Origin of the sequence: Nonomuraea polychroma (genome assembly GCF_004011505.1) — a bacterium.
Classification (GTDB): domain Bacteria; phylum Actinomycetota; class Actinomycetes; order Streptosporangiales; family Streptosporangiaceae; genus Nonomuraea; species Nonomuraea polychroma.
In genome coordinates this window covers 5,245,926-5,269,811 of sequence record NZ_SAUN01000001.1, presented here as the reverse complement: position 1 = coordinate 5,269,811, position 23,886 = coordinate 5,245,926, and the positions used below count along the sequence as shown (strand labels likewise).

Below are 23,886 nucleotides of genomic sequence, written 5' to 3'. Positions count from 1 at the left end.
CGGGTGGTCGACGCGGACCGAGGAGGCCGGGTGGGTGTCGTGACGGCTCGGGGGGTCGCCGGTGGGGCGGTGCTCATCGGGGCGATCACCGTGCTGGCGCGCATCACCGGCTTCGCCAAGCAATACGCGTTCGCGCAGACCGTCGGCACCAACTGCCTGGCCACGGCTTACATGACGGCCAACCAGATCCCCAACATCGTGTTCGAGGTGGTCGTCGGCGGGGCGCTGGCGGGGATGGTGGTCCCGGTGCTCGCCGGAGCGGCGGCCAGGCGGGCACCGGGCGGCCCTGCGGAGGCCGGTCAGGGCGAGCTCTCCGGCGCGTCCGCGGATGCGGATGGTCAGGCCGCCGCGCGGGTGAGCTGGATCAGCTCGGCATTGCTCACCTGGGTGATCGTGGTGCTCGTCCCGCTCGGCGTGCTCACCGCGCTGTTCGCCGGGCCGATCATCGGGTTGTTCTTCGGCTCGGCGATCGACGGGTGCGCCGACGCCGGCGCGGTGACCGCGGCCGCCGCGCGCATGCTGGTCGTCTTCGCCCCCCAGATCCCCCTGTACGGGATCGCCGTGGTGCTCTACGGCGTGCTGCAGTCGCACAAACAGTTCGCCGGGCCCGCGGTCGCGCCCCTGGTGTCCAGCATCGTGGTCATCGTGGCCTACCTGCTGTTCGTGCCCCTCAGCGGCGGCAGCAGCGACCCCGCCGCGCTGCCCGGACCGGCCGAGCTCGCGTTGTCGGCGGGCACCAGCCTGGGGGTGCTGTCCCTGGTGCTGACCGTGCTCGGGCCCACCGCCCGGCTGGGACTGCGGTGGCGGCCGGTCCTGCGGTTTCCCGACGGAGTGGCGGTGCAGGTGCGCAGGCTGGCCCTGGCGGGCATCGCCGCGCTGCTCGCGCAGCAGGCCGCCATGATCGTGGTGCTGGTGCTGTCCAACAACGCCATCGGAAACGGCGCCATCGCCGTCTACAACTACGCGTGGGCGATCTACCTGGTGCCGTACGCGGTCCTGGCCGTCCCCATCGCCACCAGCGCGTTTCCCCGGTTGTCCGCACAGGCCGGGGACCCGGCGGGGTTCTCGGCGCTCGCGGCGCGGACCACGCGGGCCGTGGTGCTGGTGTCCGGGCTGGCCGCCGGGGTGCTGGCCGCCGCGTCGGGGCCGGGGGCGGTGGTGTTCCTGGGCGTCAAGAGCGACGTGCCCGCCCCCGAGCTGGCGCGGGCCATCGCGCTGTTCGCGCCCGGGCTCATCGGCTACGGGCTCATCGCGCATCTGAGCAGGGTGCTCTACGCAGCCGGGCGTGGCCGGGCGGCCGCCACCGGGACCGTCGCGGGCTGGATGGTCGTGATGGTCGCACAGGTCCTCTTCGCGGTGGCCCTGCCCGAGGGCTGGCAGATCGGCGGGATGGCGCTGGGGATGAGCGTGGGCATGAGCGTGGGCGGGGCACTGCTGCTCGGCTCCGTCGTGCGAGCCCGTGGGGGCGGGGCCGCGGCCGGGCTGCCGAGGGCGTTGGCCGCGGCGGTCGGCGGAGGGGCGCTGGGATATCTGGCGGGTGACGCCGTGGTGAGCCGGCTCGGGGCGCAGGGTGTGTGGCCCAACGTGGGCGCCGCCGCGCTGGCCGCGGCCGTGGCGCTGGTGGTGGGCGGCACGGTGGTGGCCGTGGTGGACCGGGCCGACGCGGGTGCGGTGGCCGGGTTGCTCAGGCGGAGCGGAAGGGGCTGAGCCGTGCGGGTGGCATTCGTGCTGGGCACCACGTCAGGCGGCACCGGACGGCACGTCCGGATGCTGACCGAAGGGCTCGTGCGGCGCGGGCACCAGGTGCTCGTCGTGGGGCCGCGCGGCGTCGAGGAGCAGTTCTCGTTCGCCGGGGCCGGGGCCCGCTTCGTGGACGTGGCCGTGTCGGACCGGCCCCATCCCGGCAACGACCTGCGTGCGGTGCTCGCGATCAGGCGGCTGACCCGGGACGCCGACGTCGTGCACGCGCACGGGCTGAGGGCGGGGGCGCTGGCGGCGCTCGGGGCGGGCCGTCGCCGGGGGAGGCTGGTCGTCACCCTGCACAACGCGCTCACGGCGGGAGGATTCGTCGGCGTCGTGTACGGGCTGCTGGAGCGCATCGTCGCGCGCAGGGCCGATCGGGTGCTGGTCGTGTCGCCGGATCTCGGGGAGCGCATGACCCGGCTCGGAGCCCGGGACGTCCGTGCCGCCGTGGTCCCCGCGCCTGCGCTGCGGCTGGCCAAGCGCACGCCTGAGGAGGTCAGGGACGAGTTGGGAGCCGGGAAACGGCCCGTCCTGCTCACGATCGCCCGGCTCGCCCAGCAGAAGGGACTCGAAACCCTCCTCGACGTCGCCGCCGGGCCCTGGGGGGAGCGGCCCGGCGCGCCGGAGGGCCCGGCCGTGGCGCCGCTGTTCCTCGTGGCCGGCGAAGGGCCGCTGCGGGCCGAGCTGGAGGACAGGATCCGGCGTGAGGCGCTGCCGGTGCGGCTGCTGGGAAACCGGGACGACATCCCCGATCTGCTCGGCGCGGCCACCGCCGTGGTCACCGCCGCCCGCTGGGAGGGGCAGCCGCTCAGCATCAGGGAGGCGCTCATGGCCGGGAAGCCGGTGATCGCCACTGCCGTGGGAGGGATTCCGGAGATGGTGGGGGACGCCGGGATCCTCGTTCCGTATGGGGACGTCCAAGGGTTGCGCGGTGCCGTACGGACGCTGCTGGAGGAGCCCCGAGCTGCGGAAACGCTCGCGGCGGCGGCCACGCGGCGGGGGCGCGAGATGCCCGGCGGCGACGACGCCGTGGAGAGCGTGCTGGCCGTGTACGGCCCTCAAGATCCCCCGGGATGATTAGGTGGGGATAAAGCGTTCTCGTATACTGCCTGGGTTAGGGAGGGGAGTATTCCTTCGCGACAGCCTCGTCATCACGGTGCAGCCCCGCTCCACGGGGCCCCCGGGGCTGCCGGTCCGCGCGTATCGCGGGCGGGAGAGACCTCCGGCACTGAGTCCTGCATTGCCGGAGGGTTTTGAGACGTGATCGTACCCACATGGGCCTGGATCGCCGTGATCGGCGGTCTTCTTGTTGTCCTCGCCATTGATTTGTGGATCGTCGACCGCGGAGAAGCACGTGAGTTCTCCATGCGGCAGGCCGGTTACTGGGTGACGTTCTACGTCGTCCTCGCCGCGGCGTTCGGAGTGGTCATGTGGACCACGTTCGGGGCCGACAAGGCAGGTGAGTTCTTCGCCGGCTACATCACCGAATACAGCCTGAGCGTCGACAATCTTTTCGTCTTCTTCATCATCATGAGCAGGTTCGCCGTGCCGCGGGCCTACCAGCACAAGGTCCTGCTCGTCGGCATCCTGCTCGCGCTGGTCATGCGCGGCATCTTCATCGCGCTCGGCGCCGCGGCGCTCGAGCGGTTCAGCTGGCTGTTCTACGTGTTCGGCGCCTTCCTCGTCTACACCGCGATCAACATCGTCCGCCAGCACCTCAAGGGCGACGAAGAGGAGTTCAACGAGAACGTGCTGCTGCGGTGGGTGCGCAAGGCCTTCCCCACCACCGAGGGGTACGTCGGCTCCAAGGTCACCGTCAAGATCGACGGCAAGCGCCTCGTCACGCCCATGCTCATCGTCATGGTGGCCATCGGCACCACGGACCTGCTGTTCGCGCTCGACTCGATTCCCGCCATCTTCGGGCTCACCAAGGACCCCTTCATCGTCTTCACGGCCAACGCGTTCGCCCTGATGGGACTGCGTCAGCTCTACTTCCTCCTGGGCGGCCTGCTGCAGCGGCTCGTCTACATCAGCTATGGTTTGGCGTTCATTCTCGGTTTCATCGGGGTTAAGCTGGTTCTGGAGGCCTTGCACGCCAGCCATGTCTCCTGGGCGCCCCAAATTCCCATCTGGGTCTCGCTCTCCATCATCGGCGCCACCATGGTCATCACCACCGTGGCCAGTTTGGTGAAGGCCCGCATCGACACACGCAAGGGCGAGGAACCACACCCGGAGCAGGTCTAGCGAAATGGGCTTCGAGGCGCTTTGCTTGTGTAGTTGGGCCGTGTCACAGTCGCTGGTTCTGTAACATCACGGCAAAGCGCCCAGTCCAGTCACCACCAAAGGTTGTACGTGTCCGACGATTCTGCTAAGCCCAGCCGCACGAGCTCTGTCAGGCTCGCGCGCGGCGTGTCCCCCTGGCTCCTTCCGACGGCGGCCGCGGCGGCCGCCACCGCGCTGCTGACGCGCAAGGACCGTCGATGGGCGCTGGCGGCGCTGCCGCTGAGCGCGCTCACCGGGGGCATGCTCTGGTTCTTCCGCGACCCAGACCGGACTCCGGGAGACGGCCGCGTCCTGTCGCCCGCCGACGGCGTGGTGCAGAGCATCGACCCGTGGCCCGACGGCCGCACCAGGGTCGCGATCTTCATGAGCCCGCTGAACGTCCACGTCAATCGGGCCCCTCTTGCGGGAAATGTCACCTCCGTGCAGCATGTGGCAGGTGGGTTCCTGCCGGCGTTCAACAAGGACAGCGACCAGAACGAACGCGTGGTGTGGCATTTCGAGACCACGCTGGGCGACATCGAGATGGTGCAGATCGCGGGCGCGGTGGCGCGCAGGATCGTGCCGTACCTGAGCGCGGGCGCGAAAGTCGTGCAGGGCGAGCGGATCGGGCTCATCCGGTTCGGCTCGCGGGTCGACATCTACCTTCCCGAAGGGATCTCTCCCGCGGTGTCCGTGGGGGAGAAGACGGTTGCGGGGGTGACCAGAATTGACCGCGGCTGACGCCGGCAGTTGGCAGGCGGAAGAGGAAGAGCCTCGAGGTCCCGTCGGCAAGGCGTTCCGCCTCTCCGCTGCCGACTCCCTCTCGCTGGGCAACGCGGTCTGCGGGTTCCTCGCGGTGTGCGTCCTGGCGTACTCCGCGATCCAGCAGCTCCAGGTCGAGGGCGGTCGTTTCACCCCCAACCCCAGCTACTTCGCCACCGCCATCGTGCTGCTGCTCATCGGGGCGACGTGCGACCTGTTCGACGGCCTCGTGGCTCGGCGCTTCCGCGCCTCGGCGATGGGGGCCGAGCTCGACAACCTCGCCGACGTCATCAGCTTCGGGTTCGCGCCCGCGTTCATGATCGTGATCTGGGGCGGGTTCACCGATCAGGTGCCGTTCGCCGCGGTGCTGGTGGCGGCGGCGTCCGTGCTGGTCGCCGGGGTCGTCAGGCTGGCCAGGTTCGCCTGCGTCAAGACCAAGAGCGGCGACTTCATGGGGCTGCCCATCCCGATGGGCGCCATGACGGTGATCTCCATTGTGCTGCTGTTCCAGCCGAGCATCTGGGCATTGATCGCCGTGCTCGGCGTGGCGTGGCTGATGGTGAGCCGGATCGAGTACCCGAAGCCGAAGGGACAGCTCGCGGCGGTCGTTCTCGGGTGGATCATGGTGAACGTGGCGTTCCTCACGTTCTGGGTGGCCTGGCCGGAAGGCGGCGACCTGCCGATCAAGATCGGCGCCTCCATGCAGATCGCGCTCGTGGCGGCCATCCCGTTGCGGGTGTTGTTCTACAAGCGTGAGCAGCGCCGGGAAGCCGAGCGCATCAAGTACTGACGAGATTTTTCGTCATACTTCGGCTTTGATGGAGCCATGCCGGCCACGCCGCGCGAGCACACGCGCACCTACTATCTGGGCAAACTCGCCACGGAGCTGGAGCAGCGCGGGCTGACGGCGACACTACGGCCGTACCCGCCCGCGTTGCGCGTCAGCGATCCCGACACCGTCATGCTCGTCGAGACGGTGGACTGCGTGCCGATGCCGGACGGGTGGTTCTACCGGTGGTCGTGGGGCGAGCTCGTCGGGCTCGCCGACGATCCCGCCCTCGCGGCCGACCACATCGTCCGTGTCCTGGCCGCCCGTCAGTGACCCTTGGTCACCACGGGGCTGTCTGAGGCCGTGTGGTGTACGGAACGGGCCCGCGACACGCGCACGTTCTGTGAAGGGCGCGTGAGCATGCGGCCGACGGGTGCGGGTCGCCTACCAGCCGCGGGCCTTCCACTCCGGGAGGGACGGGCGTTCGGCGCCGAGCGTCGTGTCCTTGCCATGGCCCGGGTAGACCCAGGTCTCGTCCGGGAGGCGGTTGAAGACACGCTCCACCACGTCGTTGTAGAGCTGGTTGAAGCGCTCCGGGTCCTTCCAGGTGTTGCCGACGCCGCCCGGGAACAGCGAGTCGCCCGTGAACAGGTGCGTGCCCGCCTCCTCGCCCCCGTCGTACAGGAGCGCGATCGAGCCCGGCGTGTGGCCGCGCAGGTGGATGACCTCCAGAGTGACGTCGCCGACGGCGATCGTGTCGCCGTGCTCCACCGTGCGGTTCACCGGCAGCGGCAGGGCGGGCGCGTCCAGCGGGTGGGCGATCAGCTGGGCTCCCGTGACCTTGGTCACCTGCTCCAGCGCCTGCCAGTGGTCGCCGTGCTGGTGCGTCGTGACGATCGCGCCGATCGGCTCGTCGGCGATCAGGGCGAGCAGGCGATCGGAGTCGGCCGCCGCGTCGATGAGCAGGCCCTCGCCGGTCTGTTTGGAGCGCAGCAGATAGGCGTTGTTGTCGTACGGGCCGACGGCGAGCTTGCAGATCGTCAGCGCGGGCAGCTCACGCACGTCGGCGGGACCGCCGACCTGGACGTCACCTGTGTACGTCATCAGTAGTCCTTCGGGGGCGTCGCGGGCAGATCAGCGGGGGCCGGCATCGTCAGCCACGGCGGCGGCTCTGGAAGGCCTGTCCCCCGGGGCCTGGCATGAGCGACTGCCCCGCAGGCACCAGCGTAACGCCCCGGCCGTCAGACCTGCCGGTCAGCCAAGCAAGCATGTCGCGAGGAGTGCCCTGGACGACGGGGCCGCTGCCGAGGTCGCGCCATCGGGTGACGGCGCCGGCCGCCTGCGCAAAAGCCGGGTCGAGGCCGGTCGAGCGCTCAACGGCTGCGTCGGAGCCGGGCGAATGTTCAACGGCCGGGTCGATGAGGCGGATCTCGCTCACCGTGCTCTTCGTGCATGGCCAGGTGGCCAGGCAGTCGCGGAGCTCGCGGTTGACGAACGGCTCGGGCCAGTCGGCGGGACCGTACCCCGCGTCGAGGTCCACGTGGTGGAAGCCGACCTCGCGCAGCCGGCGTACGAGGAGATACCAGGCGGGGTGGGGCGGCGGGCGCATGCCCTCCACCTGGGCGGACCACGCCTGCTCGGGGAGGTCGCGGACGGCGGCGGCCAGACGGGCGGCCCCGTCCTGGACGTCGGCCACGAGCTGGGCGGCGGGCCGGGTGGCGGCGGCCTCGATCCGGGCGGCCCTGGCCGCGTAAGAGGCGTACTGCGGGGTTCGCACGCCGGTCTTCGCCCAGGTCAGGAGATTGAGGTGGGAGTCGGCGTTCTGGGCGAGGTGGGCGAGCACATGGCCCCTGGTCCATCCCGGCAGGAGGGAAGGGGCGGTGAGGTCCGCGTCGGAGAGCGACGCGGCCGTGGCCAGCAGGCGGTCGGTGGCGGCGGCCAGCTCCGCCTGCAGCGCGGGCAGGACGGTCATATCTTGATATTTCAACATTTTGTGGCCTCTCGCCTGCGCAGGGCATAAAGCCGCAGGTCAGATCGTTAGATTCGGAAGGCCTCCTGCCGAGGTGGCCAATGGCCGTAACCTGTGAGGGACGGATTTTCGGGGGCCGGGACGTGGCCACCGAAATTGTCGGAGCTCCCGTCTACCATCCCCCGTGGACCTATCCGCCTTTCGACTTCCGGGATCGCCGTGGCAGACCGCCTGATCGTGCGTGGTGCACGAGAACACAACCTCAAGGACGTCTCGCTGGACCTGCCGCGAGACTCGCTGATCGTCTTCACCGGCCTATCCGGCTCGGGCAAGTCGAGCCTGGCCTTCGACACGATCTTCGCTGAGGGTCAGCGGCGCTACGTCGAGTCGCTGTCTGCGTACGCTCGCCAGTTCCTCGGCCAGATGGACAAGCCCGACGTCGACTTCATCGAGGGCCTGTCGCCGGCGGTGTCGATCGACCAGAAGGCCACCAGCAAAAACCCCCGCTCGACCGTCGGCACGATCACCGAGGTCTACGACTATCTGAGGCTGCTGTGGGCCAGGATCGGCAAGCCGCACTGCCCGGTGTGCGCGCGCCCGATCGCCAGGCAGACGCCGGAGCAGATCGTCGACCGGGTGATGGACCTGGAAGAGGGCACCAGGTTCCAGGTGCTCGCCCCGGTCGTCCGCGGCCGCAAGGGCGAATACGCGGAGTTGTTCCGCGAGTTGCAGACCAAGGGCTTCGCCAGGGCCAGGGTGGACGGCACCGTCGTGCGGCTGGAGGAGCCGCCGACGCTGAAGAAGTACGAGAAGCACGACATCGAGGTCATCGTCGACCGCCTGTCGGTCAAGGAGTCGGCGCGGCGCCGGCTCAACGACTCGGTGGAGACGGCGCTGCTGCTGTCCGGCGGCACGATCACGCTCGAGTTCGTCGACCTGCCCGATGACGACCCCGGCCGCGAGCGGTTCTACTCCGAGCACCTCTACTGTCCCTACGATGACCTGTCGTTCGAGGAGCTGGAGCCCCGCTCGTTCTCGTTCAACTCGCCCTTCGGCGCCTGCCCCGAGTGCACGGGCCTGGGCACGAAGATGGAGGTGGACCCCGACCTGGTGGTTCCCGACCCGGAGCGCACGCTCCGCGAGGGCGCGTTGCACCCCTGGTCGGGCGGCCACACCAGTGAATACTTCGTCAGGCTGATCGAGGCGCTGGGCAACACCGTCGGGTTCACGCTCGACACCCCGTGGGAGCGGTTGCCGAAGAAGGCGCAGAAGTCGCTGCTCTTCGGCCACGACGAGCAGGTGCACGTCCGCTACAGCAACCGTTACGGCAGGCAGCGCTCCTACTACACCACCTACGACGGCGTCATCCCGTGGGTGCAGCGCAGGCACGCCGAGGCGGAGAGCGACTCGAGCCGCGAGCGGTTCGAGGGCTACATGCGCGAGATCCCCTGCCCGGCCTGCAAGGGCGCCAGGCTCAAGCCGGTGACCCTGGCGGTGACGGTCGCCGACAAGTCGATCGCCGAGGTCGCGGCCATGTCGATCGGCGAGTGCGCGAAATTCCTGGCCGCGCTCAAGCTGTCCGACCGCGACATGCACATCGCCGAGCGGGTCGTCAAGGAGATCAACGCCCGGCTGGGCTTCCTCCTCGACGTCGGCCTCGACTACCTGACCATGGACCGGGCGGCGGCCACCCTCGCCGGCGGCGAGGCACAGCGCATCAGGCTGGCCACGCAGATCGGCTCCGGCCTGGTCGGCGTCCTCTACGTGCTGGACGAGCCCTCCATCGGCCTGCACCAGCGCGACAACATGCGCCTGCTCGACACGCTGATCAGGCTGCGTGACATGGGCAACACGCTGATCGTGGTCGAGCACGACGAGGACACGATCGCGGCCGCCGACTGGGTGGTCGACATCGGTCCCGGCGCCGGCGAGCACGGCGGCCAGGTCGTGGTGTCCGGCACCGTGCAGGAGCTCCTCGCCAGCGAGTCGTCCCTGACCGGGCAATACCTGTCCGGGCGCAGGAGCATCCCGATCCCCGCCATCCGCCGCCCGCGCAACAAGAAGCGGCAGATCACGGTCAAGGGGGCCCGCGAGCACAACCTCCAGGGCGTGGACATCGAGTTCCCGCTGGGGCTGTTCACGGCCGTGACCGGTGTGTCGGGGTCGGGCAAGTCGACGCTGGTCAACGACATCCTCTACAACGCGCTGGCCAAGGAGCTCAACGGGGCGCGCACGGTGCCGGGGCGGCACTCACGGATCAACGGCATGGACCTCGTGGACAAGGTGGTCCACGTCGACCAGTCGCCGATCGGCCGCACGCCGCGCTCCAACCCGGCCACCTACACCGGCGTCTTCGACCACGTCCGCAAGCTCTTCGCGGCCACGACCGAGGCGAAGGTGCGCGGCTACCAGCCCGGGCGCTTCAGCTTCAACGTCAAGGGCGGGCGCTGCGAGGCGTGCGCGGGCGACGGCACCATCAAGATCGAGATGAACTTCCTGCCGGACGTCTACGTCCCCTGCGAGGTCTGCCACGGCGCCCGCTACAACCGGGAGACGCTGGAGGTCCACTACAAGGGCAAGACGATCTCCGAGGTGCTCGACATGCCGATCGAGGAGGCCTTGGGCTTCTTCGACGCGATCCCCGCGATCAAGCGTCACCTGCAGACGCTCAACGACGTGGGGCTCGGCTACGTGCGGCTCGGGCAGCCGGCCACCACGCTGTCCGGCGGCGAGGCGCAGCGCGTCAAGCTGGCCTCCGAGCTGCAGCGGCGGCAGACCGGGCGGACCATCTACGTGCTGGACGAGCCGACCACCGGTCTGCATTTCGAGGACATCCGCAGGCTGCTTGGCGTGCTCGGGCGGCTGGTCGACGGCGGCAACACGGTGATCGTCATCGAGCACAACCTCGACGTGATCAAGACCGCCGACTGGGTCATCGACATGGGCCCCGAAGGCGGCTCGCGTGGCGGGACCCTCGTCGCCAGCGGCACGCCCGAGGAGGTCGCGCTGGTGGAGGAGAGCCACACCGGACGCTTCCTGCGGAAGATCCTTTCCGTCTGAGGCCGTGCGGCCCGGGGGTGTGGATCACGCGGCCTGACGGACGCGGCGGCGGCGCTTGGCGGCGTCGCCGCGCTCCAGCCACCACTCGGCGAACAGCAGCGGCAGCACCCAGCCGAGCCAGGCGCTCAGCCCCGCGATCGTGCTCACCATCATGTCCTCGTCGCCGTGGAAGGTCGTCTCCAACTGCGGCCACAGCGTGATGACGAACACCACGCTCCATAGGCGGTTCGTGATGATGGACATGGTCAGGGCGAAGCTGCGGATCATCCACCGGCGGTGGTCGGCGAACCGGCGCTGCCTGGCCATGCGCCAGCCCGCCAGCGTGCAGCCCAGCCAGAGCAGGGCGAGCACGACACTGCTGGCGGCCGAGACCGGGCCGAACGGGTTCGCCACGGCGACGACCAACGCCAGCAGGCCGCCGGGGAGGCAGCCGGCGAAGACGTACACGCGGCCGGTGATCCGGTGCGCACGCGGGTAGCGGGCGCGGAACCACGGCCAGATCTGCAGGCAGCAGGTGATCATCGCGATCGAGCCGAAGACGACGTGCAGCGACAGGACCGCGAAGTGCGCTGGGAAGAAGTCCGGTGCGGGGACGCGCGACCGGCTCGGGTCCAGGGACAGGTACGGGGGCAGCGAGAAGGCGACGAACGCGATCGCCACCACCGCCAGCGGCGCCACCCAGGGGCGTTGCCACCATCGGGGGCGGGAGTGCCGCACAGGGGAGGCGGACGGGTGTTCTACCGAAAGCGTCATGGCCGTAAGGGTCGGGGCGGTCGCTGACCGCGCGCCTACCAGCCGCTGACGCTCGGCTTGGGCGTCTGGTCAGGGTCTCGGGCCGCGTGGTGCGCAGCGGGGATCCGGCCGGGTGGATCTTTTCGAGGGAACGGGGCCGGGGTGCCGTCGGGTGGGTGGTGGCGGCCGGGGCCGGCCAGGGGTGCAACGACCCGATCGGAGGACCGGCAGGTCACGGCAATAGAGTTTGTTCTGGGGCAAGGATCTGACCTGCAGGGGGTCAGCGGCTACGCGGAGGGGTCAGCGGGGACATGAGGGTTTCGGAGCGGGGCGCAGCCGTGCCTGGAAACTGCCTCGGGCGGCGCGAGATGCTGGGGGCGGCCGGTGTCGCAGCGTGCGGGCTTGCGCTCGCCGGATGCGACTCGGACACCAAGGCCCAGGAGAGCATCAAGGGCAAGGTCATCGCCAAGGCGGCCGACGTGCCGGTGGGCGGCGGCAAGCTGATCCAGGACCTGAAGGTCGTGGTGACGCAGCCGACGCAGGGCGTCTACAAGGCATACAGCGCGATCTGCCCCCACAAGGGCTGCGAAGTGGGCACCCCCAGGGACAACGTCATCAAGTGCGCCTGCCACGGCAGCGAGTTCGCCGCCGACAGCGGCAACGCGACCAAGGGCCCCGCCACCGCTCCGCTGGTCGCGTTCCCGGTCAAAGTCGAGGGCGACGGCATCGTGGTCGTCTGAACTGGTAATTGTGCGTAGTTACCGGGATTGGTCCTCGGGCACGCTGAACCGGCGCCATGGCGCTGGCCGTACCTGAAGTGAGGACAATCCTGGGAGGAACGCACAATGACGGAAACGACGCGCCGGACAATGATGCTCGGCGCCGGTGGCGCGGGGCTGGCGGCGGTTCTGACGGGGTGCGCGAGCTACGGTTCGCCGACGACGGAAGCGACCGCGGAGCCTCCGGCCGAAGAGCCGGCCGAGGAGGCGTCGTCCGCGGCACCCAAGAAGAAATCGGCATCGAAGGGCAAGGCTCTGGCCGCCACCAGCGACATCCCGGAGGGCGGCGGGAAGGTCTTCAAGGGGCAGAAGATCGTGGTCACGCAGCCGACCGCGGGCGAGTTCAAGGCGTTCACGGCGGTGTGCACCCACGCGGGCTGCACCGTGGACGACGTGTCCGACAACACGATCAACTGCCCCTGCCACGGCAGCAAGTTCAGCATTGAGGACGGCTCCGTCGCCGACGGGCCCGCGGGCGGACCGCTCGCGGAGAAGAAGATCACGGTGGACGGAGACCAGATCAGGCTGGCGTAGGGCGCGTCTCATGAATTTCTCACCTGGTTGCGTTTGGGTGAGCGCATGGGAGAAGACCTTCGTAGCCGCAGGGCGGTGATCGCGGGCGTGGGGGCTGGTGGCCTCGCGCTGGCGATCACCGCTTGCAGCGGCGGTACCGATACCGCGACGACCGCCGGCGGCACCGCGTCGAGCGCGCCTGAGTCCAGCGCCGCACCGCAAGCCGGGGGCGCACTGACCACGACCGCCGACATCCCCGTCGGCGGCGGCACGATCTTCAAGGAGCAGAAGATCGTCATCACGCAGCCCACGTCGGGCGAGTTCAAAGCGTTCAGCGCCGTCTGCACGCACAGTGGCTGCACCGTCGGCAGCGTCGCGGACGGGCAGATCGTATGTCCGTGCCACAACAGCAAGTTCAACATCACCGATGGGGCCGTGACGGCGGGGCCGGCCGACAAGCCGCTGCCCGCGCAGCAGATCAAGGTCGACGGCGACCAGATCACGCTCGCGTAGCGTTCGGTTCGTGAACGGTCTGGAGCACCTCCGTTCGTCCGCCTGGCTCAGACTCGTTCGTCCGACTGGTGTGGGATGGTTCGTTCGGTGATGGGTGCCCGGCCCGGCTGGTCCTGACCTGTGCCGGGCCGTGGCAGGTGAGCCCGTCGTGCCGGATGACGGCGCGGCGGGCGTATGGGTGGGCCTGCGGCGGGATGCGACGAGGGTCACCTTGTCGGTACGGGCTACTAGGCTTTTGGTCGTGGCGAGATCAGCGGGCAGTCCTTTGAGTTTCCGGCCCAAGCCGGGTTCGATCCCCGATTCTCCTGGGGTCTACCGGTTCAGGGACGCACGCGGCCGGGTGATCTACGTAGGCAAGGCCAAGAGCCTGCGGCAGCGGCTCAACTCGTACTTCGCGGATTTCTCCGCGCTGCACCCGCGCACGCAGACGATGCTGACCACGGCCGCCGACGTCGACTGGACCGTCGTCGGCACCGAGGTCGAGGCGCTGCAGCTCGAATACTCCTGGATCAAGGAGTTCGACCCCCGCTTCAACGTCAAATACCGCGACGACAAGTCCTACCCCTACCTCGCGGTCACCCTGGGGGAGGACTTCCCGCGCGTGCAGGTCATGCGTGGGGCCAAGCGCAAGGGCACCCGGTATTTCGGGCCTTACTCGCACGCCTGGGCCATCAGGGAGACGGTCGACCTGCTGCTGCGGGTCTTCCCGGTGCGCACGTGCAGCGCGGGGGTGTTCAAGCGGGCCGGCCAGATCGGCCGCCCCTGCCTGCTGGGTTACATCGACAAGTGCTCGGCGCCCTGCGTCGGCCGGGTCACCCCGGAGGAGCACCGCGCGCTGGCCGAGGACTTCTGCGACTTCATGGCCGGCAACACCAGCCGCTTCATCAAGCGGCTGGAGAAGGAGATGCGCGACGCCGCGTCCGAGCAGGAATACGAGCGTGCCGCCCGGCTCAGGGACGACATCCAGGCGTTGCAGCGGGCACTGGAGAAGCAGGCGGTGGTGCTCGGCGAGGGGACGGACGCCGACGTGATCGCGCTGGCCGAGGACCCGCTCGAGGCCGCCGTCCAGGTCTTCTACGTGCGCGGCGGCCGCATCCGTGGCCAGCGTGGGTGGGTGGTCGACAAGGTCGAGGAGAGCACGCCCGGCGAGCTGGTGGAGCAGTTCCTGCTGCAGATGTACGCCGAGGCCGCCCCCGAGTCGATGCCCCGCGAGGTGCTCGTGCCCGCCATGCCGCCCGACAGCGAGGCCGTCGCCGAGCTGCTGGGTGAGCAGCGCCGGGCTCGCGTCGACGTGCGCGTGCCGCAGCGCGGCGACAAGCGGGCGCTCATGGAGACCGTCGAGCGCAACGCCAAGGAGTCGCTGGCGCAGCACAAGATCCGGCGCGCCAGCGACCTGACCACGCGCAGCAAGGCGCTGCAGGAGATCGCCGACGCGCTCGACCTCGACCAGGCGCCGCTGCGCATCGAGTGCTACGACGTCTCCCACCTGCAGGGTGAGAACGTCGTGGCCTCGATGGTGGTGTTCGAGGACGGGCTGGCGCGCAAGAGCGAATACCGGCGCTTCGCGATCAAGACCAACGAAGGCGACGTCGCCTCGATCTACGAGGTGATCATGCGGCGGTTCCGCCGCTACCTGGAGGAACGTTCCGCCACCGGCGAGCTGGCCCCCGACGACCAGGACGTCCACGGCCCCATCGACCCCGAGACGGGCAAACCGCGCAAGTTCGCTTACCCGCCCAACCTGGTCGTGGTCGACGGCGCGGGCCCTCAGGCCGCCGCCGCCCAGCGAGCGCTCGACGAGCTCGGGATCGACGACGTGTCCGTGTGCGGGCTCGCCAAGCGGCTGGAGGAGGTGTGGCTGCCCGGCGACGACCAGCCGGTGATCATGCCGCGCTCCAGCGAAGGTCTCTACCTGCTGCAACGTGTTCGTGACGAGGCGCACCGGTTCGCCATCACCTACCATCGCTCCAAGAGGTCGAAGACGGTGAAGGAGAGCGCGCTCGATGGCGTGCCCGGCCTCGGCCCGGCGCGGCGGCAGGCTCTCCTCAAGCACTTCGGCTCCGTGAAGAAGCTGCGTGAGGCCACCGCACCCGAGATCTGCGAGGTCCCGGGCATCGGCCCGTCGCTCGCCGAGGTCATCGTCTCGACGCTGAAGGGAGACTCGCCGTGATACCGCCACGGTCGTCCAGAGCGGCGAGCTTGGGGCGGAGAGCGGTGGCTTGCGTGACCAGCGGAGCCCGGTGCGAGCGCGACCATATACGCAGCGCGACATGGCGAAGGCGCGTTCCCGCATTCGCTAGGGTGAAAGGGCATGCCGCGATGACTGGACCGGGCGTGCCGGGCGGCCGCCGCGCGGTGAGCGACCGGGCCGCTGGGCCGGCGGACCACGCCGGCCGGGGAGGGCGTTGACATGGACACCGGTGAGGCGAAGCCGGAGGGGCGGAATACCCGGGAGGCTGTGCCCGACGGGCGGAGCACTGGTGAGGCTGCGTCGGACGGGCGGAGCGCTGGTAAAGCCGTGCCCGACGGGCGGAGCGCTGGTAAAGCCGTGCCCGACGGGCGGAGTGAGGCGGCGAGCACCGAGCCGGCGTTCGTCATCGTGACCGGCATGTCCGGGGCGGGTCGCAGCACCGCCGCCAAGGCGCTCGAGGACCTGGGCTGGTTCGTCATCGACAACCTGCCGCCGGGGCTGCTGTTCGCGATGGCCGAGGAGGCGGGCAAGGTCAAGCTGGCCGCCGACAAGGTGGCCGCCGTCGTGGACGTGCGCAGCCTGGCCTTCACCACCGACCTCAACGCCGCCATCGAGGAGCTCGAAGGGCGCGGAGTGCGGGTGCGCGTCGTGTTCCTGGAGGCCAGCGACGAGGAGCTGGTGCGGCGGTTCGAAAACGTCCGCAGGCCCCACCCGTTGCAGGGTGAGGGGCGGCTGGTCGACGGCATCACGCGGGAGCGGGGGATCCTGCGGGAGGTGCGCGCCAACGCCGACCTGGTGATCGACACGTCCTCGCACAACGTGCACGAGCTGAGAAACAAGATCGTTGCGTACTTCGGTGGCGAGGACCGGCCGGGGCTGCGGCTCAACGTGGTGTCCTTCGGGTTCAAGTACGGCCTGCCGGTCGACGCCGACCTCGTCGTGGACTGCCGGTTCCTGCCCAACCCGCACTGGGTTCCCGACCTGCGGCCCATGAACGGGCTGGAGGCGCCGGTCCGCGACTACGTGCTGGGCCAGCCGGGGGCCAAGGAGTTCCTGGACGCGTACGAGGAGGTCCTGCGGGTGGTCGCCGCCGGGTACGCGCGTGAGGGCAAGAGCTACGCGACGCTGGCGGTGGGTTGCACGGGTGGCAAGCACCGCAGCGTGGCCATGGCCGAGCAGGTGGCCGCCCGCCTGCGCGACCGCGGGATGGAGGTCCAGGTGAGCCACCGGGATGTGGGGCGGGAGTGACCGATGAGGGTTTTGAAGCAGCGGCTTCGCCGGATCAGGCAGGCGGCGGCCCGACTCCTGTAGAAGGTCCCCGCCCAGGCGGCGCTCCCTTGGACGGGCGACCGGCCGGTACGGGGGACGACGTGCCGGTGGGGCCTGGTGCGGGGGGTGGCGGTGTTCCTTCCGGTGAGGAGATGCGGTTCGATGGGGCGTACCCGCCTGGGCGGCACGGGGAGTGCGGGCCCAGCGTGGTCGCGCTCGGTGGCGGGCACGGGCTGTTCGCGTCCCTGTCGGCATTACGGATGGTCACCGACAGGCTGACCGCGGTGGTGACCGTCGCCGACGACGGCGGTTCCAGCGGGCGGCTGCGCCGTGAGCTCGGCGTGCTGCCGCCCGGCGACCTGCGGATGGCGCTGGCCGCGCTGTGCGGCGACGACGAGTGGGGCAGCACCTGGAGCGAGGTCGTGCAGCACCGCTTCCGCAGCGAGGGCGAGCTGCACGGGCACGCCGTCGGCAACCTGTTGATCGTGGCGCTGTGGGAGCTGCTCGGCGACCCCGTGGCCGGGCTCGACTGGGTCGGGCGGCTGCTGGGCGCGCACGGGCGGGTGCTGCCGATGGCGTCGGTGCCGCTGGACATCGTGGCCGAGGTGGAGCTCGACGGCGTCACCTCGACCGTACGCGGGCAGGTGGCGTGCGCCCTGACGCCCGGCCGCGTCCAGGCCATCTCGCTGGTGCCCGAGGATCCGCCGGCGCGGCCCGAAGCCGTCGCGGCGGTGCTGGAGGCCGACTGGGTCGTGTTCGGGCCGGGGTCGTGGTTCACCAGCGTGCTGCCGCACCTCAAGGTGCCCGAGCTGGCCAGGGCCCTGCACGAGACCAGGGCCAAGCGGCTTGTCACCCTCAACCTGGCCCCGCAGGCCGGCGAGACCGACGACTTCTCCCCTCAGCAGCATCTGGAGGTGCTCAGGCAGCACGCTCCTGATCTGTCGATCGACGTCGTGCTCGCCGACACCGGAGTGGTCGACGACCCCGACGCTCTGGACAAGGCCGCCGCCGCGCTCGGCGCGCGGCTCGTCATGGCGGACGTGGCCGCCGCCGACGGCTCGCCGAGGCACGACCCACGACGTCTTGCCTCCGTCCTGGACGAGATTTTCCTCCAGAAGCGTTGATCCTGGTCGGCGTGGCGCAAAGGTGCGAGAGACTGACGAGAGCCGGTCTGAATGGGGGAGAGGACTAACGCTTATGGCGATGACAGGTGTGGTGAAAGACGAACTGAGCCGCCTGCCGGTGCTGAAGCCCTGCTGCCGGAAGGCGGAGGTGTCCACGCTGCTGCGGTTCGCCAGCGGCCTGCATCTGGTGGGCGGGCGGATCGTGATCGAGGCGGAGCTCGACACCAACGCCACCGCGCGGCGCCTCATCAAGGACATCGGCGAGGTGTTCGGCCACAAGGCGGAGGTGCTCGTCCTCGCGCCCGCCGGGCTGCGCAAGGGCTCGCGCTACGTCGTGCGCGTCTACCGCGACGGTGAGGCGCTCGCGCGCCAGACGGGCCTGATCGACAACCACGGCCGCCCCGTGCGCGGCCTGCCCCGCCAGGTGGTGGCGGGGGCGGCGTGCGACGCCGAGGCCGCCTGGCGCGGCGCCTTCCTGGCGCACGGCTCGCTCACCGAGCCCGGCCGATCCATGTCGCTCGAGGTCACCTGCCCGGGGCCGGAGGCGGCGCTCGCGCTGGTGGGCTCGGCGCGGCGGCTGAAGATCCACGCCAAGGCGCGGGAGGTGCGCGGCGTGGACCGCGTCGTGGTGCGCGACGGCGACGCGATCAGCGCCCTGCTCACCCGCCTGGGTGCGCACGACAGCGTGCTGGCCTGGGAGGAACGGCGGATGCGCCGCGAGGTGCGGGCCACCGCCAACCGGCTGGCCAACTTCGACGACGCCAACCTGCGGCGCTCGGCCCGGGCGGCGGTGGCGGCCGGGGCGCGGGTGCAGCGGGCGCTGGAGATCCTCGGGGACGAGGCGCCGGAGCACCTCGTGGTGGCCGGGCGGCTGCGGGTGGAGCACAAGCAGGCATCCCTGGAGGAGCTGGGGCAGATCGCCGATCCGCCGCTGACCAAGGACGCGATCGCGGGGCGGATCCGGCGGCTGCTCGCCATGGCCGACAAACGCGCCTCCGACCTCGGCATCCCCAACACGGAGGCCAACCTCACCGTCGACATGCTCGCCCCGTGATGGGCTTTTAGGGCCATTTTTTTACGGCAAGCCACCTGGGCCGCACGCGCCGACGTCGGTTTCCTTCTGTCATGGCCGGTCGTGAAGGCTCACGGGTTGCTCGCCGTGACGGAGCGCATGCTTGACCGGCTTCCGTGGTCGGGTGACCCGGGGCGGGGCCGTTCGTGCGTGTCCCGTTCCTGGGCGAGCCGGGCGGCGTCAGCCCGGACCGCGTCAGTCGCCGGCCGGTCTGCGGGGTGCGAACAGGTCGCCCACCGGCTCCTTGGCCGGGGACTGGGCGGGCTCGAACGGGGCTCGGTACTCGGGCTCCTCCTGCTCCTCGGTCGCCGCCTCGGGGAGCTCGGCGCGGCGGACGCGTGACACGCGCAGGGCCAGCAGCAGAAGGGCGGCCAGGGCGGCCACGGCGATGTACAGCCAGACCGGCCAGGTCTCCGTCAGCGGGCCCCTGTAGAGGGACAAGGTGTAGGAGAGGCCTTCGGAGGCGTTGGTCACGGTGATGTCGGACAGCTCCGCGGGGGTGTCGCGGCCGCGCATGGCGGCGCCGGCCATGATCGACGAGCCGGCGATCTGGCCGGCGACCACGGCCCCGCCCGCGTACAGCGCCCCGACGGCGATCAGGGCCCGGCTGCGCGGGCGTACCGCGCCGATCGCCAGGGCGACCAGCAGCGCGATCAGCAGGGACAGCGCGACGGACAGGGGATGGCCGTTGCCGAACGCCGTGACCTCGGTGGGAAAGCGGGTCTGGAACAGGATGGCCGCCCCCAGGCCGGCCGCGCAGACCAGCGCCGCAACGAGTCCTACGGCTAGCCCGGGGAGCAGCCCCGACCGCTTATGTGACATCTCAGCCCCCAGAGAATGCACGAATTTACTCCGATGAGTCGGGCACTTTACTCGAAGGCCTCAAAACTTGTGTGTGGAACGGTCATTCAGACTGCGGGGGTGGCAGTGGTCTAAACCAATTTGGGTCCGATAAGGTTCGTGGTTGAGGTTCAGCCCGCCATCTGTTCGAGGAGTTCGGTTCCCGTGAGCATCCGCGTAGGCGTCAACGGCTTCGGCCGCATCGGTCGCAACTTCTGGCGCGCTGTCGCCGCCAGCGGCAAGGACATCGAGATCGTCGCGGTCAACGACCTGACCGACAACGCGACGCTCGCTCACTTGCTGAAGTACGACAGCATTCTGGGCCGCCTGCCCTATGAGGTGAAGGCCTCCAGCGATGAGATCACCGTGGACGGCAAGGCCATCAAGGTCTTCGAGGAGCGTGACCCGGCCAAGCTGCCGTGGGGCGACCTCGGCGTGGACGTGGTCGTGGAGTCCACCGGTCTGTTCACCGACGCCACCAAGGCCAAGGTGCACGCCGACAACGGCGCGAAGAAGGTCATCATCTCCGCCCCGGCGAAGAACGAGGACTTCACGGTCGTCATGGGCGTCAACGACAGCGCCTACGACCCGGCCAAGCACACGATCATCTCCAACGCCTCCTGCACCACCAACTGCCTGGCCCCGATGGCCAAGGTCCTCCACGACTCCTTCACCATCGAGAAGGGTCTGATGACCACCATCCACGCCTACACGCAGGACCAGAACCTGCAGGACGGCCCGCACAAGGACCTGCGCCGCGCCCGCGCCGCCGCGCTCAACGTGGTGCCCACCTCCACCGGCGCCGCCAAGGCCATCGGCCTGGTCCTGCCCGAGCTCAAGGGCAAGCTCGACGGCTTCGCCATGCGGGTGCCGATCCCCACGGGCTCGGCCACCGACCTCACCGTCGACGTCAGCCGCGACGTCACGGTCGAGGAGGTCAACGCCGCGGTCAAGGCCGCCGCCGAGGGTCCGCTCAAGGGCATCCTCAGCTACACCGAGGACGAGATCGTCTCCTCCGACATCGTCACCGACCCGGCCTCCTGCATCTTCGACGCCGGCCTCACCAAGGTCATCGGCAACCAGGTCAAGGTCGTCGGCTGGTACGACAACGAGTGGGGCTACTCCAACCGCCTCGCCGACCTGATCGAACTGGTCGGCCGCGGCCTCTGACGACGGATCCCGCGAGACGGCGCCGCCTGCCTGGGGTCGTTCTCCGCGCCGCCCTCTCGCCGCACCGTGCGATGGCCCGGTCGGCGGGACACGACCTCTATGTGGACGTCGCACCCGCTCGGCGGCGGATCGCAGGCGAGCCCGGACCGATGTGGTCCGGAGGAGCGCGGGGAAGGCGGCGGCATGTGGCGGACGAGCGCGTCTCACGGAGTGAAGCCATGAAGACTGAGGGAGCATGAGCATGCGCACGCTCGACGATCTCGACGTGAAGGGGCGGCGCGTGCTCGTGCGCGCCGACCTCAACGTCCCCCTCGACGGGGAGACGATCACCGACGACGGCCGCATCCGCGCGTCGGTGCCGACGATCAAGGCCCTGCTGGACGGGGGGGCCAGGGTCGTCGTCTGCGCCCACCTGGGCCGGCCCAAGGGCCAGGTCGATCCGAAATACTCGCTCAAGCCCGTGGCCAGGCGCCTGGGCGAGCTGCTCGGCCAGGACGTGGACTTCGCCGCCGACGTGGTGGGCGACAGCGCGCGAAGCACCGTTGAATCGCTCCAGGACGGCCAGGTGGCCCTGCTGGAGAACCTGCGGTACGAGCCGGGCGAGGAGTCCAAGGACGACGCCGTGCGCGGCGCGTTCGCCGAGCAACTGGCCGGGCTGGCCGAGCTCTACGTCGGCGACGGGTTCGGCGCGGTGCACCGCAAGCACGCCAGCGTCTACGACGTGCCCAAGCTGCTGCCGCACGCGGCGGGCGGGCTGGTCGTGGCCGAGGTCCAGGTGCTGAAGAAGCTCACCGAGGACCCCCAGCGGCCGTATGTGGTGGTGCTGGGCGGCGCCAAGGTCTCCGACAAGCTCGGCGTCATCGCCAACCTGCTGACGAAGGTCGACAGGCTGCTGATCGGCGGCGGCATGGCGTACACCTTCCTCAAGGCCCAGGGCTACGAGGTCGGCAAGTCGCTGCTCCAGGAGGACCAGCTCGACCAGGTGCGCGGCTTCCTCGACGAGGCGGCCAAGCGCGGTGTCGAGCTCGTGCTGCCCGTGGACGTGCTGGCGGCGACCACGTTCGCGGCCGACGCCGAGCACGAGGCGGTCGAGGCCACCGCGATCCCGGCCGACCGTGAAGGGCTCGACATCGGGCCCAGGACGCGGGAGCTGTTCGCCGCCAAGCTCGCCGACGCCAGGACCGTCTTCTGGAACGGGCCCATGGGCGTGTTCGAGTTCGACGCGTTCTCGGGCGGCACGCGGGCGGTGGCCGAGGCGCTGATCGCCTCCGGCGCCTTCACCGTGGTGGGCGGCGGCGACTCCGCGGCCGCCGTACGCAAGCTGGAACTTCCCGAGGACGGTTTCTCGCACATCTCCACCGGTGGCGGGGCCAGCCTCGAATACCTTGAGGGAAAGACCCTCCCTGGACTCTCCGCTCTGGAGGAGTGAGTTGACCACGAAGCGAACCCGACGCAGTGAGTGGAGTGGAGGCCCGACACGTGCTGATGGCGCGCCTCCGGCACGACCTGGGACTCCGCGGAGCGAAAGAGGAGTGGTGAGCGACCAATGAGCACGCGCAAGCCCCTCATCGCCGGCAACTGGAAGATGAACCTCAACCACCTCGAGGCCATCGCGCTGGTCCAGAAGCTGGCCTTCGCACTCAATGACAAGGACTTCGACAAGGTCGATGTCGCCGTCCTGCCGCCGTTCACCGACCTGCGCAGCGTCCAGACCCTCGTGGACGGCGACAAGCTCAGGATCGTGTACGGCGCCCAGGACCTCTCCCAGCACGACGGCGGCGCCTACACCGGCGAGATCTCCGGCGTCATGCTGGCCAAGCTGGGCTGCACCTTCGTCGTGATCGGCCACTCGGAGCGGCGGCAATACCAAGGCGAAGACGACGACCTCGTCAACGCCAAGGTCCAGGCCGCCTACCGGCACTCGCTGACGCCGATCCTGTGCGTCGGAGAAGGGCTGGCGGTGCGCCAAGAGGGTGGCCACATCGCGCACAGTCTCGGCCAACTCGACGGAGCGCTGCGCAAGATCTCGGCCGAGCAGGCAAAATCGATAGTGGTGGCCTACGAACCGGTGTGGGCGATCGGCACCGGCGAGGTGGCCACCCCCGAGGACGCCCAGGAGGTCTGCGGAGCATTGCGAATCAGACTCGCTGAGCTCTACGACGCCGAAGTGGCCTCGGCGGTACGTATCCTTTACGGAGGTTCGGTCAAGTCAGGCAATATCGCAGGGATCATGGCACAGGCGGATGTCGACGGCGCGCTGGTGGGCGGCGCCAGCATCGATGCAGGTGAGTTCGCCAAGATCTGCCGATTCTCCGAAATGCCAGGCTAACTGAGCCGTTCTGGAGGTGCGACTTGACAACAGGCCGTACCCTCTAGAGGCAAGTTTGAATCGTCACGCGTAACAGAGCATTGAAGGAACAGGCATACCGTGGAAATCGGAATCTCCATCGCCCTCATCCTGGCGAGCCTTCTCATGATCCTGCTCGTCCTGCTCCACAAGGGCAAGGGTGGTGGCCTGTCTGACATGTTCGGCGGAGGCTTCTCCTCGAACTTCGGTGGTTCCTCGGTGGTGGAGCGCAACCTCGACCGGCTGACCGTCATCACGGGCGTGGTCTGGTTCGTCTGCATCATCGCTCTCGGCCTGCTTTTGAGGCCCTGAGCAACAAAGTTAACGCGTGACAGTGATTCTCCCCCCGTGTTCCTGCGCGGGGCGATCGAGCGAGGAGTTCATCCGTGGGTAGTGGCAACGCGATCCGTGGCAGCCGAGTCGGCGCCGGCCCTATGGGGGAGGCCGAGCGTGGCGAGGCGGCTCCGCGAGTGCGGGTCTCGTTCTGGTGCGCCAACATGCACGAGACGCGCCCCAGTTTCGCCAGTGACGCGGCGGTCCCCGAGCTGTGGGACTGCCCACGTTGCGGCCTCCCAGCCGGACAGGACGAGGAGGCCCCGCCTGCCCCGCCGAAGAACGAGCCGTACAAGACGCACCTTGCGTACGTGAAGGAGCGCAGGAGCGACAAGGACGGCAAGGCGATCCTCGAGGAGGCACTGGAGCGCCTGCGCGCCAACAAGTCCCCCTGGTAGTCGGGTAACGGCGAAGGGCCCCGGGAGAGTGTCCCGGGGC

At 69.7% G+C, this 23,886-nt stretch carries 23 protein-coding genes; 19 read left to right on the top strand and 4 right to left on the bottom strand.

The annotated features are described in order from the left end of the window. The first annotated feature begins 30 nt into the window (after window positions 1-30). From murJ to EDD27_RS24020, 6 genes are all read left to right on the top strand, one after another. Window positions 31-1,707, top strand: coding sequence for a murein biosynthesis integral membrane protein MurJ (murJ, locus tag EDD27_RS24045; RefSeq protein ID WP_127934384.1), 1,677 nt, complete (start codon window positions 31-33; stop codon window positions 1,705-1,707). A gap of 3 nt (window positions 1,708-1,710) precedes the next feature. Next, window positions 1,711-2,820 (top strand): glycosyltransferase family 4 protein, encoded by a 1,110-nt coding sequence (locus tag EDD27_RS24040; RefSeq protein WP_127934383.1) that lies wholly within the window; start codon window positions 1,711-1,713, stop codon window positions 2,818-2,820. Window positions 2,821-3,003: 183 nt separating this feature from the next. Beyond that, window positions 3,004-3,987 carry a TerC family protein gene (locus EDD27_RS24035; protein ID WP_127934382.1) on the top strand — a complete coding sequence of 328 codons (984 nt, stop codon included), beginning with the start codon at window positions 3,004-3,006 and terminating at the stop codon, window positions 3,985-3,987. Between the two features lie 108 nt (window positions 3,988-4,095). Continuing rightward, on the top strand, window positions 4,096-4,746 hold the full coding sequence (locus tag EDD27_RS24030; protein WP_127934381.1) for a phosphatidylserine decarboxylase: 651 nt from the start codon (window positions 4,096-4,098) through the stop codon (window positions 4,744-4,746). Beyond that, window positions 4,733-5,557 (top strand): CDP-diacylglycerol--serine O-phosphatidyltransferase, encoded by an 825-nt coding sequence (gene pssA / locus EDD27_RS24025; RefSeq protein ID WP_127934380.1) that lies wholly within the window; start codon window positions 4,733-4,735, stop codon window positions 5,555-5,557. The genes EDD27_RS24030 and pssA overlap by 14 nt, the downstream gene beginning before the upstream one ends. A 36-nt stretch (window positions 5,558-5,593) precedes the next feature. Continuing rightward, window positions 5,594-5,869, top strand: coding sequence for a hypothetical protein (locus EDD27_RS24020; protein WP_127934379.1), 276 nt, complete (start codon window positions 5,594-5,596; stop codon window positions 5,867-5,869). Window positions 5,870-5,980: 111 nt separating this feature from the next. On the opposite strand, the gene EDD27_RS24015 is transcribed toward EDD27_RS24020, so the two are convergent. Next, entirely contained in the window at window positions 5,981-6,640 is a 660-nt protein-coding gene (locus EDD27_RS24015; protein WP_127934378.1) for an MBL fold metallo-hydrolase, read from the bottom strand. Window positions 6,641-6,689: 49 nt separating this feature from the next. Beyond that, window positions 6,690-7,508, bottom strand: a complete 819-nt coding sequence (locus EDD27_RS24010; protein ID WP_127934377.1) for a maleylpyruvate isomerase family mycothiol-dependent enzyme — start codon at window positions 7,506-7,508, stop codon at window positions 6,690-6,692. A gap of 216 nt (window positions 7,509-7,724) precedes the next feature. Here EDD27_RS24010 and uvrA point away from each other — a divergent pair, with 216 nt between their 5' ends. After that, complete coding sequence (gene uvrA / locus EDD27_RS24005; protein ID WP_127934376.1) at window positions 7,725-10,565, top strand: excinuclease ABC subunit UvrA; 2,841 nt, start codon at window positions 7,725-7,727, stop codon at window positions 10,563-10,565. A gap of 24 nt (window positions 10,566-10,589) precedes the next feature. Here the strand turns inward: uvrA and EDD27_RS24000 are convergent, their stop codons facing one another. Further along, on the bottom strand, window positions 10,590-11,318 hold the full coding sequence (locus tag EDD27_RS24000; protein WP_127934375.1) for a DUF2306 domain-containing protein: 729 nt from the start codon (window positions 11,316-11,318) through the stop codon (window positions 10,590-10,592). Window positions 11,319-11,608: 290 nt separating this feature from the next. On the opposite strand from EDD27_RS24000, the gene EDD27_RS23995 reads away from it, so the two are divergent. The 7 genes from EDD27_RS23995 (at window position 11,609) to whiA (ending at window position 18,740) form a co-directional block, all read left to right on the top strand. Further along, window positions 11,609-12,037 carry a Rieske (2Fe-2S) protein gene (locus tag EDD27_RS23995; protein WP_241564219.1) on the top strand — a complete coding sequence of 143 codons (429 nt, stop codon included), beginning with the start codon at window positions 11,609-11,611 and terminating at the stop codon, window positions 12,035-12,037. A 105-nt stretch (window positions 12,038-12,142) separates the two neighbouring features. Continuing rightward, window positions 12,143-12,610, top strand: coding sequence for a Rieske (2Fe-2S) protein (locus EDD27_RS23990; protein ID WP_241564218.1), 468 nt, complete (start codon window positions 12,143-12,145; stop codon window positions 12,608-12,610). 75 nt (window positions 12,611-12,685) lie between these two features. After that, window positions 12,686-13,102, top strand: coding sequence for a Rieske (2Fe-2S) protein (locus EDD27_RS23985; protein WP_241564217.1), 417 nt, complete (start codon window positions 12,686-12,688; stop codon window positions 13,100-13,102). A 241-nt stretch (window positions 13,103-13,343) separates the two neighbouring features. Then, window positions 13,344-15,272, top strand: coding sequence for an excinuclease ABC subunit UvrC (gene uvrC, locus EDD27_RS23980; RefSeq protein WP_164903767.1), 1,929 nt, complete (start codon window positions 13,344-13,346; stop codon window positions 15,270-15,272). Between the two features lie 378 nt (window positions 15,273-15,650). After that, entirely contained in the window at window positions 15,651-16,541 is an 891-nt protein-coding gene (gene rapZ, locus EDD27_RS23975; protein WP_206641627.1) for an RNase adapter RapZ, read from the top strand. A 173-nt stretch (window positions 16,542-16,714) separates the two neighbouring features. Next, complete coding sequence (locus tag EDD27_RS23970; protein WP_206641626.1) at window positions 16,715-17,686, top strand: gluconeogenesis factor YvcK family protein; 972 nt, start codon at window positions 16,715-16,717, stop codon at window positions 17,684-17,686. Between the two features lie 73 nt (window positions 17,687-17,759). Continuing rightward, window positions 17,760-18,740 carry a DNA-binding protein WhiA gene (gene whiA / locus EDD27_RS23965; RefSeq protein ID WP_026214667.1) on the top strand — a complete coding sequence of 327 codons (981 nt, stop codon included), beginning with the start codon at window positions 17,760-17,762 and terminating at the stop codon, window positions 18,738-18,740. Between the two features lie 213 nt (window positions 18,741-18,953). On the opposite strand, the gene EDD27_RS23960 is transcribed toward whiA, so the two are convergent. After that, the gene (locus EDD27_RS23960; RefSeq protein ID WP_127934372.1) at window positions 18,954-19,580 is read right to left on the bottom strand and encodes a hypothetical protein; all 627 of its coding nucleotides are present in this window, start codon (window positions 19,578-19,580) and stop codon (window positions 18,954-18,956) included. A 183-nt stretch (window positions 19,581-19,763) separates the two neighbouring features. Here EDD27_RS23960 and gap point away from each other — a divergent pair, with 183 nt between their 5' ends. From gap to EDD27_RS23935, 5 genes are all read left to right on the top strand, one after another. Next, window positions 19,764-20,768, top strand: a complete 1,005-nt coding sequence (gene gap / locus EDD27_RS23955; protein WP_127934371.1) for a type I glyceraldehyde-3-phosphate dehydrogenase — start codon at window positions 19,764-19,766, stop codon at window positions 20,766-20,768. 241 nt (window positions 20,769-21,009) lie between these two features. Next, window positions 21,010-22,197 carry a phosphoglycerate kinase gene (locus tag EDD27_RS23950; protein WP_164904226.1) on the top strand — a complete coding sequence of 396 codons (1,188 nt, stop codon included), beginning with the start codon at window positions 21,010-21,012 and terminating at the stop codon, window positions 22,195-22,197. Between the two features lie 117 nt (window positions 22,198-22,314). Beyond that, entirely contained in the window at window positions 22,315-23,097 is a 783-nt protein-coding gene (gene tpiA / locus EDD27_RS23945) for a triose-phosphate isomerase (RefSeq protein WP_127934369.1), read from the top strand. 99 nt (window positions 23,098-23,196) lie between these two features. Continuing rightward, on the top strand, window positions 23,197-23,427 hold the full coding sequence (gene secG, locus EDD27_RS23940; RefSeq protein ID WP_127934368.1) for a preprotein translocase subunit SecG: 231 nt from the start codon (window positions 23,197-23,199) through the stop codon (window positions 23,425-23,427). Between the two features lie 74 nt (window positions 23,428-23,501). Further along, the gene (locus tag EDD27_RS23935; protein ID WP_127934367.1) at window positions 23,502-23,846 is read left to right on the top strand and encodes an RNA polymerase-binding protein RbpA; all 345 of its coding nucleotides are present in this window, start codon (window positions 23,502-23,504) and stop codon (window positions 23,844-23,846) included. Window positions 23,847-23,886: the final 40 nt, after the last annotated feature.

Excerpts from the sequence above, each read along its gene's own strand:
- tpiA (WP_127934369.1), top strand. The coding sequence starts at position 22,315 with ATGAGCACGCGCAAGCCCCTCATCGCCGGCAACTGGAAGATGAACCTC.
- EDD27_RS23990 (WP_241564218.1), top strand. The coding sequence starts at position 12,143 with ATGACGGAAACGACGCGCCGGACAATGATGCTCGGCGCCGGTGGCGCG.
- EDD27_RS24020 (WP_127934379.1), top strand. The coding sequence starts at position 5,594 with ATGCCGGCCACGCCGCGCGAGCACACGCGCACCTACTATCTGGGCAAA.
- EDD27_RS23950 (WP_164904226.1), top strand. The coding sequence starts at position 21,010 with ATGCGCACGCTCGACGATCTCGACGTGAAGGGGCGGCGCGTGCTCGTG.
- EDD27_RS24000 (WP_127934375.1), bottom strand. The coding sequence starts at position 11,318 with ATGACGCTTTCGGTAGAACACCCGTCCGCCTCCCCTGTGCGGCACTCC.
- EDD27_RS23995 (WP_241564219.1), top strand. The coding sequence starts at position 11,609 with ATGAGGGTTTCGGAGCGGGGCGCAGCCGTGCCTGGAAACTGCCTCGGG.
- EDD27_RS23970 (WP_206641626.1), top strand. The coding sequence starts at position 16,715 with ATGCGGTTCGATGGGGCGTACCCGCCTGGGCGGCACGGGGAGTGCGGG.
- EDD27_RS23960 (WP_127934372.1), bottom strand. The coding sequence starts at position 19,580 with ATGTCACATAAGCGGTCGGGGCTGCTCCCCGGGCTAGCCGTAGGACTC.
- EDD27_RS24010 (WP_127934377.1), bottom strand. The coding sequence starts at position 7,508 with ATGACCGTCCTGCCCGCGCTGCAGGCGGAGCTGGCCGCCGCCACCGAC.
- EDD27_RS24015 (WP_127934378.1), bottom strand. The coding sequence starts at position 6,640 with ATGACGTACACAGGTGACGTCCAGGTCGGCGGTCCCGCCGACGTGCGT.
- whiA (WP_026214667.1), top strand. The coding sequence starts at position 17,760 with ATGGCGATGACAGGTGTGGTGAAAGACGAACTGAGCCGCCTGCCGGTG.